12 protein-coding genes and 1 tRNA gene are annotated in these 9,441 nt (G+C 64.9%); 6 read left to right on the forward strand and 7 right to left on the reverse strand.

What is annotated here, in order from left to right:
• Positions 1–1,491: polyribonucleotide nucleotidyltransferase (gene pnp, locus B4L36_RS04300; RefSeq protein WP_292952891.1), on the reverse strand; the 1,491-nt coding region annotated here is incomplete at its 3' end.
• A 233-nt stretch (positions 1,492–1,724) separates the two neighbouring features.
• Between pnp and B4L36_RS04305 the strand changes: the two genes are divergently transcribed.
• Positions 1,725–2,336 (forward strand): sulfotransferase family 2 domain-containing protein, encoded by a 612-nt coding sequence (locus B4L36_RS04305; RefSeq protein WP_292952894.1) that lies wholly within the window; start codon positions 1,725–1,727, stop codon positions 2,334–2,336.
• A gap of 49 nt (positions 2,337–2,385) precedes the next feature.
• A complete protein-coding gene (locus B4L36_RS04310) occupies positions 2,386–3,411 on the forward strand; it encodes a glycosyltransferase family 61 protein (protein WP_292952897.1) in 1,026 nt (341 codons plus the stop codon).
• Between the two features lie 101 nt (positions 3,412–3,512).
• Here B4L36_RS04310 and rpsO read toward each other — a convergent pair whose 3' ends face one another.
• From rpsO to B4L36_RS04335, 5 genes are all read right to left on the reverse strand, one after another.
• The gene (rpsO, locus tag B4L36_RS04315; RefSeq protein WP_292952900.1) at positions 3,513–3,782 is read right to left on the reverse strand and encodes a 30S ribosomal protein S15; all 270 of its coding nucleotides are present in this window, start codon (positions 3,780–3,782) and stop codon (positions 3,513–3,515) included.
• A 150-nt stretch (positions 3,783–3,932) separates the two neighbouring features.
• Positions 3,933–5,018, reverse strand: a complete 1,086-nt coding sequence (locus B4L36_RS04320; protein WP_292952903.1) for a calcium-binding protein — start codon at positions 5,016–5,018, stop codon at positions 3,933–3,935.
• Positions 5,019–5,109: 91 nt separating this feature from the next.
• Positions 5,110–5,613, reverse strand: coding sequence for a DUF1643 domain-containing protein (locus tag B4L36_RS04325; protein ID WP_292952906.1), 504 nt, complete (start codon positions 5,611–5,613; stop codon positions 5,110–5,112).
• 147 nt (positions 5,614–5,760) lie between these two features.
• On the reverse strand, positions 5,761–5,886 hold the full coding sequence (ykgO, locus tag B4L36_RS04330) for a type B 50S ribosomal protein L36 (RefSeq protein WP_119747228.1): 126 nt from the start codon (positions 5,884–5,886) through the stop codon (positions 5,761–5,763).
• Positions 5,887–5,968: 82 nt separating this feature from the next.
• Positions 5,969–6,043 (reverse strand) — tRNA-Val (locus B4L36_RS04335).
• 153 nt (positions 6,044–6,196) lie between these two features.
• Between B4L36_RS04335 and B4L36_RS04340 the strand changes: the two genes are divergently transcribed.
• The 4 genes from B4L36_RS04340 to B4L36_RS04355 are packed head-to-tail and all read left to right on the forward strand — an operon-like array spanning position 6,197 to position 8,686.
• Positions 6,197–7,063 (forward strand): N-formylglutamate amidohydrolase, encoded by an 867-nt coding sequence (locus tag B4L36_RS04340; RefSeq protein WP_292952917.1) that lies wholly within the window; start codon positions 6,197–6,199, stop codon positions 7,061–7,063.
• An 11-nt stretch (positions 7,064–7,074) separates the two neighbouring features.
• Positions 7,075–7,974 carry an SPFH domain-containing protein gene (locus B4L36_RS04345; protein WP_292952920.1) on the forward strand — a complete coding sequence of 300 codons (900 nt, stop codon included), beginning with the start codon at positions 7,075–7,077 and terminating at the stop codon, positions 7,972–7,974.
• On the forward strand, positions 7,971–8,240 hold the full coding sequence (locus B4L36_RS04350) for a hypothetical protein (protein ID WP_292952923.1): 270 nt from the start codon (positions 7,971–7,973) through the stop codon (positions 8,238–8,240). Before B4L36_RS04345 ends, B4L36_RS04350 begins: the two co-directional genes overlap by 4 nt.
• Positions 8,241–8,269: 29 nt before the next feature.
• Positions 8,270–8,686, forward strand: coding sequence for an NUDIX hydrolase (locus tag B4L36_RS04355; protein WP_292952926.1), 417 nt, complete (start codon positions 8,270–8,272; stop codon positions 8,684–8,686).
• 74 nt (positions 8,687–8,760) lie between these two features.
• On the opposite strand, the gene B4L36_RS04360 is transcribed toward B4L36_RS04355, so the two are convergent.
• Positions 8,761–9,441: AAA family ATPase (locus B4L36_RS04360; protein ID WP_292952929.1), on the reverse strand; the 681-nt coding region annotated here is incomplete at its 5' end.

Raw genomic sequence — 9,441 nt, forward strand, 5'->3', positions numbered from 1 at the left:
GAAGTCCATGTCGCCCAGGTGATCCTCGTCGCCCAGGATGTCGGTCAGGACCGCATATTTGCCGTCATCTTCCAGAATCAGGCCCATCGCGACACCGGCGACCGGCGCCTTCAGCGGCACACCCGCATCCATCATCGACAGCGAACCGCCGCAGACCGACGCCATCGAGGACGAGCCGTTGGATTCGGTGATCTCGCTGACCACCCGGATCGTGTAGGGGAAATCCGTCGCCGCCGGCAGCACCGCCTGCAACGCGCGCCAGGCCAGTTTGCCGTGCCCGATCTCGCGCCGGCCGGGGCCGGACACGCGACCGACCTCGCCGACCGAATAGGGCGGGAAATTGTAGTGCAGCAGGAAATTGCTGCGGAAATTGCCATGCAGGGCGTCGATGATCTGTTCGTCGTCGCCGGTTCCCAGCGTGGTCACCACCAGCGCCTGGGTTTCGCCGCGCGTGAACAGGGCCGAGCCATGCGTCCGCGGCAGGAAGCCCACTTCGCTTTCGATCGCGCGCACCGTCCTGGTGTCGCGGCCGTCGATCCGGGCACCGCCATTGATGATATCGCCGCGCAGGATGGCCGATTCCAGCTTTTTCAGCGCCGAGCCCAGATTCGGATCCTCCAGATCCTCATCCGACAGAGCGTCCCTGACCTTCGCCTTGACCGCAGCAACCGCGTCCTGGCGGTCGGACTTGTCCTTGATCGCATAGGCCGCGCGCATGTCAGCCTCGCCCAGCGACTTCACGCGGGCATAAAGCGCGCTGTAATCGGGCGACTGGAAGTCGAACGGCTCTTTCGCCGCGGCCTCGGCCAGATCGACGATCAGGTCGATCACGGGCTGCATCGCCTCGTGGCCGAATTTGACCGCACCCAGCATCTCGTCCTCGGTCAGCTCATAGGCTTCCGATTCGACCATCATCACGGCGTCCTTGGTGCCCGCCACGATCAGATCCAGCCGTTGCTCGGGGTTGCCGCGCAGCCCCTGCATGTCCTCGACGTCCGGGTTCAGAACATATTCGCCATCGACGAACCCGACCCGCGCCGCGCCGATCGGGCCCATGAACGGAACGCCCGAGATCGTCAGCGCGGCACTGGCGGCGATCATCGCGACGATGTCGGGGTCATTGACCAGATCGTGGCTCAGCACGGTGCACATGACCAGCACTTCGTGCTTGAAGCCCGGCGCGAACAGCGGTCGGCAGGGACGGTCGATCAGACGCGCGGTCAGCGTCTCTTTCTCGGTCGGGCGCGCCTCGCGCTTGAAGAAACCGCCCGGCACCTTGCCGGCGGCATAGTATTTTTCCTGGTAGTGGACCGTCAGCGGGAAAAAGTCCTGTCCCGGCTTCGGTTCCTTGGCGAAGGTCACATTGGCCATCACGCTGGTCTCGCCCAGGGTGGCGATCACGCTGCCATCGGCCTGACGGGCGACCTTGCCCGTTTCCAGCGTCAGGGTATCCTGCCCCCACTGGATCGATTTCTTCACATCATCAAACATCTGATTTCCTCATAGGCACGCCAGCCCTCTGGCCGCGCCTTGTCCTATGGCGGCCCCATTGCCGCCGTCCCGATCCTCAGGCGTCACCCCGGAGCCGGGTATCACGTCACAGATTTGTGGCACGTACAGGAAAATACGCAGAATGGAAAGATGTCTGACGTCCCGCCCCACAGGGCCATCGCAGCGTGCAGGAACGGCTTGACGGCGCCCGTCCGGCGATCAGTATTACTGCGATGCCGATCTTTCAGAATGCCGGAAAGCTGCTGTATTTTGCGCATGTTCCGAAATGCGCGGGCACCAGCATCGAAAATTATCTGACCCGGCGGTTTGGTCCGGCCGCGCTGCTGGATCGTCGCTTCGTTCCGGGCCGGCAACGAAACTGGACCAGCACCTCGCCCCAGCACGTGCCCGCGGCGCAACTGGAACGTCTGTTTCCCGAAGGTTTCTTCGATGCGGGTTTCGCCTTCGTCCGCGACCCTCTTGCCCGCGCCACGAGCGCGTTTCATTTCCACCAGTCCAATCGCGGCAAGATCGACGCCGATCTGTCCCTTGCCGACTGGATCCGGCGCATTCCCGGCTTCAAACCCGACATGCATGACCGATATGACGGGCATTTCCGCAGCCAATCCCACATCGTTCCGCAATGGTGCCGCGTCTTCAGGCTGGAGGACGGATTCGACGAATTCATCGCCTGGCTGGACGCATGGTCCGCCAGCACGCATGGTGCGGGCATGGCTCACACCCTTGCGGGACGATATGAAGCCGGCAGCCTGGACAAGGTGACGCTCGGGCTTTTCCACAATCTCTACCGCGATGATTATGACAGATTCGGCTATGATATCTGATTCGGGGAAATGGCCGCCGCCGCGCTGCGAAACAGGCTGGTCCCGCACCGTGCTGCGGTTGCGCAATGTCGTCGTCGATCCCTCCAACGCGGCGCTCTATCATCATGGCCGCCACGTGCCCGAGGGCGCCCTCTATCGCAACGGCTCGATCTATCGCGGGAACGCGGCGCAGGCTCCTTCTGCGGTGAACAGGACACAGGGACGCCACCTTTGGGGCGGTCCCCTCTTTTCCCATTTCGGGCATTTCCTGACGGAATCCCTGTCCCGGCTCTGGGCCGTTCGGGACAGCGGGGTCCAGTCGATCGTCTTCTCGCCAAAGGATCCCGGCAGAAAGCGCCAGGACCGTCTGCCGGACCATCAAGACCTGCTGCTGAAATGTCTGCATATCGATCTGCCCGTCCGCATCGTCCATGAGCCTGAAGAATTCGAGGATCTGCTGATCGCAGGCCCCGGCTTCGGCCTTGGGCCGATGGCGGCGGGAACGCCCGAGTTCCGCGAATTCCTGCGCGCGATCGCGGTCCCGTCCGACATGACGGGCCGCAAGCGCCTGTATCTTTCACGTTCGGCGCTGCCGGAAAAGGCGGGCAGCATTCTGGCCGAGCTCCATCTGGAACAGCTGCTGGAGCGGCAGGGATTCGAGATCTATCATCCCCAGCAGCATTCCATCACAGAGCAATTCGCAACGTTCCGGGCCGCCAGACAGATCATCGGGCCGGACGGGTCCGCGTTTCATCTTGCAGGTTTCGTGACCGATCCCGGGCAATCTTTCACGATCATCAAACGCCGCAGCGCCCCCGATCATGCCAACATCGTCGATCAGCTTGTGGCGATGGGTGCGAAGGTGCAGGTGGTGGATGCGATCCGCGCGAACTGGATCCGACCGGGAAAGCGAAAGGCCGACGACAGAAGCTGGGCAGAGCTGGATTTCGCCGATCTCTTTGCCCGGTTGTCGGCTCTGGGCCTGCTGTCGGCCCCCGTGGACGCGTCCGATCTGGAGCTTCCGCCCATCGCGCAGGAAGTCGAACGGATCGGCCACGCCAACAAGGGCCGGATGACGCGGCTGGCGACCGGCTGAACGCTGGAAACCCTTCGCCCGTTGGCGATCGGGCAAGCGCGAACCAAGACGCCCGCCGCTTTCGCGACGGGCGTTCGGAACTTCGCCGCAAGGCGACAGGCTCAGCGGCGGATACCCAGACGCTTGATCAGATCGGCATAGCGCGATTCGTCCTTGCCCTTCAGATAGTCCAGCAGCTTGCGGCGCTGCGCGACCAGCTTCAGAAGGCCACGACGCGAGTGGTTGTCCTTCTTGTGCGTCTTGAAATGCTCGGTCAGGGTGGAAATGCGCGAGGTCAGGATCGCGACCTGCACCTCGGGCGATCCGGTATCGTCGGCCTTGGTGCCAAATTCCTTGATGACCTTGGCTTTTTCCTCGACAGTGATCGACATCGGGGTCTCCTTCTCAAAAGTTCGGGTTCATGGCGCAGGCCGGGATGTCGTCCAGCACAGGCCCGTGGAGGTCCGCCAGCGACGAAGCGCCAGCGAAGGCGCGCGTATAAAAGAGAATCGCGCCCTTGGAAAGCGGAAACCGTGTCCGCGTCAGGCCCGAATGGGGACGATGCCGATATCCTCGACCCGCAGGCCGCCAAGCTGCAACATCCGGGCGACGGCGTCGCCGTTGACATTGATCAGGGTCGTGCCGTCGTCGTGTTGCACCAACTGGATCTGGGCGCCTTGGGTCATGTCCTCGGGCAGATGCAGGATGATACGATCCTCGGTCCCGTCGAAATCGGCGATGGTCGGCAGATCGCCGTCCACCGGCTTCAGCACGAACTGGTCGGCGCCGGCATTTCCCTCGGCGAAATCGCCGGCCCCCGGCATCAGCGTGTCTTCGCCGTCACCGCCGTGAATCCAGGCGGTTTCATCGTCGTCGCCACCGATCAGAAGATCGTTGCCGGCGCCACCATCAAGATCGTCCGAACCGCCGCCCGAGACCAGAACGTCGTCGCCGTCATTTCCCGACATCCAGTCATTGCCGGCGCCTCCGAACAGGCTGTCGCTGCCCGCACCACCCAGGATGGTGTCGTCGCCCTCGTCGCCCCAGATCAGGTCGTCGCCGCCCTGCCCGGCCAGCGAATCGTCGCCGGAGCCGCCGTGGATCTCGTCGTTGCCACCGGGGCCATAGGCGGCGTCACCCTGAATCCAGTCCTGGCCCGACCCGCCCCTGATCGTGTCGTCGCCCAGGCCGCCCCGCAAATCGTCGCTGCCGCCCAGGCCGTCGATGCTGTCGGCACCGTCGCCGCCCATCAGCGCATCGGCCCTGTCGGTCCCGATGATCGCGGCCAGGATCTGTTCCGGCGTCTCTTCGGCCGTGCCCGGATCGCCCGGATCGCCGGCAACCGCGCCGGTGCCGGCCGAAACGGCGGGATCTGCGCCAGCCTCGGGCGCAAGATCGGCGGGCAGGCTGCTGACATCGGAAATGAAGCCATCGGTTTCGGAACCGGCACTGTCGCCCTCGTCCGGCATGTCGGGCTGTGGCATGATCGGCGGCAGGGAATCGCCCGCCGCCTCGTCTTCGGGCAGATCGTCTTCGGGCATGTCATCCGCCTGCGTCTGCCCAAGCGGAGACAAGTCGATGCTCATCCCGGCGACCAGAAGCCCCATCAAACCTGCAAGCATAAGCATCGGCCGACACCTCGAAAAACCGCGCAAGGCGGACACACGCATGAAGTGTAGCCCAGATCACGCGGCAGGGAATCGTTTTCTTAAGAATACGTTAACGCCACGGCACCGGCATGACGCGATAGGCGACATAGAGCGGATGCCGCGGCGCGCCCGTGCCGGTCAGGCCCAGATGGCACAGATCGCGCGCCCGTTGCCGCAGGCGTGCCTCGACCGCGGGTCCGCGCCCCAGATGCGCGCCGTGCAGACCCCAGCCGCACAGCACCGTATCGGCCCAGTCGGCGGATCGTTCAAGGATCGCGTCATTGTCCGGACCGACAGGATCGAGGGCACGTTTCAGGTCGCGGGGATCGGTCGCGCGGAAGGCGAACAGGTTGGTCACGCGAAATGCCCCGAAGCCAAGCGCGCGGGCACGAACCTCGCAGCGGGCGACGGTGGGATCATTGCGGCGTTCGTCGGCGGTCGAGGGGTTCAGCAGCACCAGGGTCAGCCGCCTGCCCCTGCCCCACCGGCGCGTCAGCGCATAGCGATAGGCGCCGCATTCCGAAAACAGCGCCCGGGAATGCGTGTCCCGGTCACTGAAGGACCGTTCGATCACGGATGCCCCCTCGTGACTGCGCCCCCAGCCCGCGCGCACCGGATCCGGCAGGCGATGTCGGGCGGCTTGCCAAGAAAAAACCCGCCGGGGGCGGGTGATTTCGATTCCGTGGCGATCTGCCGGGACGCCCGGATCAAGGGCGCCGGTTCAGCCCTGACGAGCCTTGAAACGGCGGTTGGTCTTGTTGATCACGTAGACGCGGCCCTTGCGGCGCACGACCTGGCAGTCGCGGTGCCGGCTCTTGAGCGAGCGGAGCGAGTTGCGAACCTTCATCGGTCTTCTCCATCGTCGCGGCGCTGCTGAGCCGCCCTGGAAAACGAAATGCCCCCGGTTGCGGCCGGGGGCGGCGAAAAAATGGTGGGCGGTACTGGGATCGAACCAGTGGCCACTACGATGTCAACGTAGTGCTCTACCGCTGAGCTAACCGCCCGTGCTTCGGCACCCAGGCCCAACCCCCTCGGGATTCGGCCCGACCGCTTCGGTCCGCGTGTCTATATAGGCGGCTTTCGACGGATTCAAGGCCTATTGGCGCAACATTCTTCGGTCTATATTGGCAGGATCAAACAGAGCCCGGAACCAGCAATTGAGCCTGTCCGATCTGCCCTTTTCGCTTGTCAGGCCCGCACGCTGGGCCAGCGGCGTCATCATGGCCTCGCCTCATTCGGGCCGCGACTATCCCGAATGGTTTCTTGCGGGCACCAGATTGCCGATTCCCGTCCTGCGTTCGTCCGAGGATGCGTTCATGGACCGCCTGACCGCCTGCGCCAGCGATCATGGCGCGGTGACGCTGGCGGCCAAGGTGCCGCGCTGCATCGTCGATCTCAATCGCGGCGCCGACGAGATCGATCCGCTGGTCGTGCGCGGCGTGCCCCGGCACCCGCTGAACCAGCGCACATTGGCCGGTCTGGGGGTGATTCCGCGTGTCGTGTCGCAGGGCCGCACGATCCACGACCGCCCGATCGACCGGGCCGAGGCCGAGCGCCGCATCGCCGCCTGCTGGCGGCCCTATCATGCCATGCTGGCCGGGCTGATCGCCGAGGCGCGGACGACCTTCGGGCAGGCGATCCTGATCGACATGCATTCCATGCCGCATGACGCGCTGAGCCACCTTCAGGGCCCGCGGCCCGACATGGTGCTGGGAAATCGCCACGGGCTGTCGGCCTCGGCCCGCGTCTCGGATATCGTCGCCGCCGCCTTCGAGGCCGAGGGTTGGCGCATCCGCCGCAATTCCCCCTTCTCGGGGGCCTATATCTGCTCGGCCTATGGTCGGCCCGGCCGGAACGTCCATGTCGTCCAGATCGAGATCGATCGAGCGCTGTACATGGACGAGAAGTCCCTGACGCCGCTGCCTGATTTCGACCGCTTTGCCGAAAGACTGGGCAGGGTGATCCGCAAGCTGGCCGTGATCGACGACGCGGACGGAACCGGCGCGCGGATCGCGGCCGAATAGGGGGGATGGGGATGGACAATCTGCCGCAGGCGCTGAGCGATCTTCCGGGACGCAACCTGGCGCTGATCGTGCTGGCGCTGGTGATCCTGCTGGCCGTCAGCGCGGCCGTCAGGATCGTGCCGCAATCCGAGAAATTCGTGGTCGAACGGTTTGGCAGGCTGCGCTCGGTCCTGGGGCCGGGGATCAACATCATCATGCCGTTTCTGGACCGGGTGGCGCACAGGATCTCGATCCTGGAACGGCAATTGCCCACCAGCAGGCAGGATGCCATCACCGCGGACAACGTTCTGGTCGAGGTCGAGACTTCGGTCTTCTACCGCATCATCGAACCCGAAAAGACCGTCTACCGCATCCGCGACATCGATGCTGCCATCGCCACCACGGTCACGGGTATCGTCCGCTCCGAGATCGGCACCATGGAACTGGATCAGGTCCAGTCGAACCGCGCCCAGCTGATCGAACGAATTCGCGATTCGCTGGCCAATGTCGTCGATGATTGGGGGATCGAAGTGACGCGGGCCGAGATCCTGGACGTCAATCTGGACGACGCCACCCGCGCCGCGATGCTGCAACAATTGAATGCGGAACGCGCCCGTCGCGCGCAGGTGACCGAGGCCGAGGGCAAACGCCGGGCGGTCGAACTGGCCGCCGACGGCGCGCTTTATGCGGCCGAGCAACAGGCCAAGGCGCGCCGCGTCATGGCCGACGCCGAAGCCTATGCGACCTCGATCATCGCCGAGGCGATTTCCAGCAAGGGGCTGGAGGCCGCGCAATATCAGGTGGCGATGAAGCAGGTCGAGGCTTTGGTGCAGGTCGGACAGGGCAGCGGCAAGCAGGTGGTCCTGTTGCCGGCGGCGGCGCTGGATGCGTTCAAGGATGCCTTCAGCCAGCTTCGGGGACATTCGTCTTGAGCTGGCTGAACGGATGGCTGTGGCTGATCGCGGCGCTGGCTCTGGCGGCGCTGGAACTGTTCGCGCCGGGCTGGGTGTTCATGGGGCTTGCGGCCTCGGTCGGGCTGATGGGGATCCTGCTGTTGACCGGGTTGTGGGGGGCCGGTCTGGCGGTGACGCTGGTGGTGACGGCGATCCTGTCGGGCGTGATCTGGCTGATCCTGCGCCGGGTCGCCGGGAGCAATCGGGGTCAGGTCCGCCGGTGGGATCGAGACATCAACGAATGACGGCGCGGGGGGCCGCGTCCCACGGGTATTTGGGCAACGAAGAAGCGCCGTTTCACGGTGCGAAACTGCTGCTGATGGAGAGCAGGCGGTTGCTGACCTGCCTGCGCGACGATTTCGCCCATATCCCCTTCCCAGCGCATTGGGATCTGCCCGGCGGCGGCCGCGAGGGTGCCGAGCGGCCGGTGGATTGCGCCTTGCGCGAATTGTTCGAGGAGTTCGGGCTGCGCCTGGCGTCAGAACGCCTGTCGGCGCATGTCTTCCGATCGCATCAGCGCCCCGACATGGTGTCATGGCTGTTCGCCGGGCGGCTGGTGCCGGCCGAGATCGAGGCGATCCGCTTCGGCGACGAGGGCCAGGAATGGCGGATGATGTCGGTCGCGGAATTCCTGACCCATCCGCGCGCCGTGCCGCATGTCCAGGACTGGATCATGGCCGCGCTGAGATAGCGCGCCCGGCAGAGAGGACAGATCCGGATCGAGAACCGAAAAAGGGCCGCGAAAGGTTTTCGCGGCCCTCTTCTTCAATGCAAGGTTGCGTCGGGCTTCGGACCTTCGCCCACAGCGCCCAGCTTCGGGCCGGCGCGGCCGACGCGGTTGCCGACGATCAGCCCCTCATCGCCCGCGCCGACATGCACCGTCTGGCCGTCCAGCACCTCGCCCGACAGCAGCAGTTCCGCCAGCGGATCCTGCAAGGCCCGCTGGATCACCCTTTTCAGCGGGCGGGCGCCGAAGACCGGATCATAGCCCTGATCGGCCAGCCATTGCCGTGCGTCCTGATCCAGATCCAGCGTGATCTTGCGCTGCGCCAGGCGATGTTCCAGCCGCATCAGCTGGATGCTGACGATGCCGTCCATGTTTGCCCGCGACAGGCGGCGGAAGATGATGATCTCGTCCAGACGGTTCAGGAATTCGGGGCGGAAATGACCCCGCACGGCCTCCATCACCTGATGGCGGGCATCGGTCGAATCCGCCTCCTCGGGCAGATGCGACAGCGCCTGGGAACCGAGATTCGAGGTCAGGATGATCAGCGTCTGCTTGAAATCCACGCGCCGCCCCTGCCCATCGGTCAGCACGCCGTCGTCCAGCACCTGCAACAGCACGTTGAAGACGTCGGGATGCGCCTTTTCGACCTCGTCGAACAGGATCACCTGATAGGGCCTGCGCCGCACGGCCTCGGTCAGCACGCCGCCCTCGTCATAGCC

Origin of the sequence: Paracoccus sp. UBA889 (genome assembly GCA_002294185.1) — a bacterium.
Classification (GTDB): Bacteria; Pseudomonadota; Alphaproteobacteria; order Rhodobacterales; family Rhodobacteraceae; genus Paracoccus.

What these genes read in the sequence shown, in the direction of transcription:
- ykgO (WP_119747228.1), bottom strand. Translation starts at nt 5,886, where the DNA reads ATGAAGGTTCGCAACTCGCTCCGCTCGCTCAAGAGCCGGCACCGCGAC.
- B4L36_RS04345 (WP_292952920.1), top strand. Translation starts at nt 7,075, where the DNA reads ATGGACAATCTGCCGCAGGCGCTGAGCGATCTTCCGGGACGCAACCTG.
- B4L36_RS04320 (WP_292952903.1), bottom strand. Translation starts at nt 5,018, where the DNA reads ATGCTTATGCTTGCAGGTTTGATGGGGCTTCTGGTCGCCGGGATGAGC.
- B4L36_RS04305 (WP_292952894.1), top strand. Translation starts at nt 1,725, where the DNA reads ATGCCGATCTTTCAGAATGCCGGAAAGCTGCTGTATTTTGCGCATGTT.
- rpsO (WP_292952900.1), bottom strand. Translation starts at nt 3,782, where the DNA reads ATGTCGATCACTGTCGAGGAAAAAGCCAAGGTCATCAAGGAATTTGGC.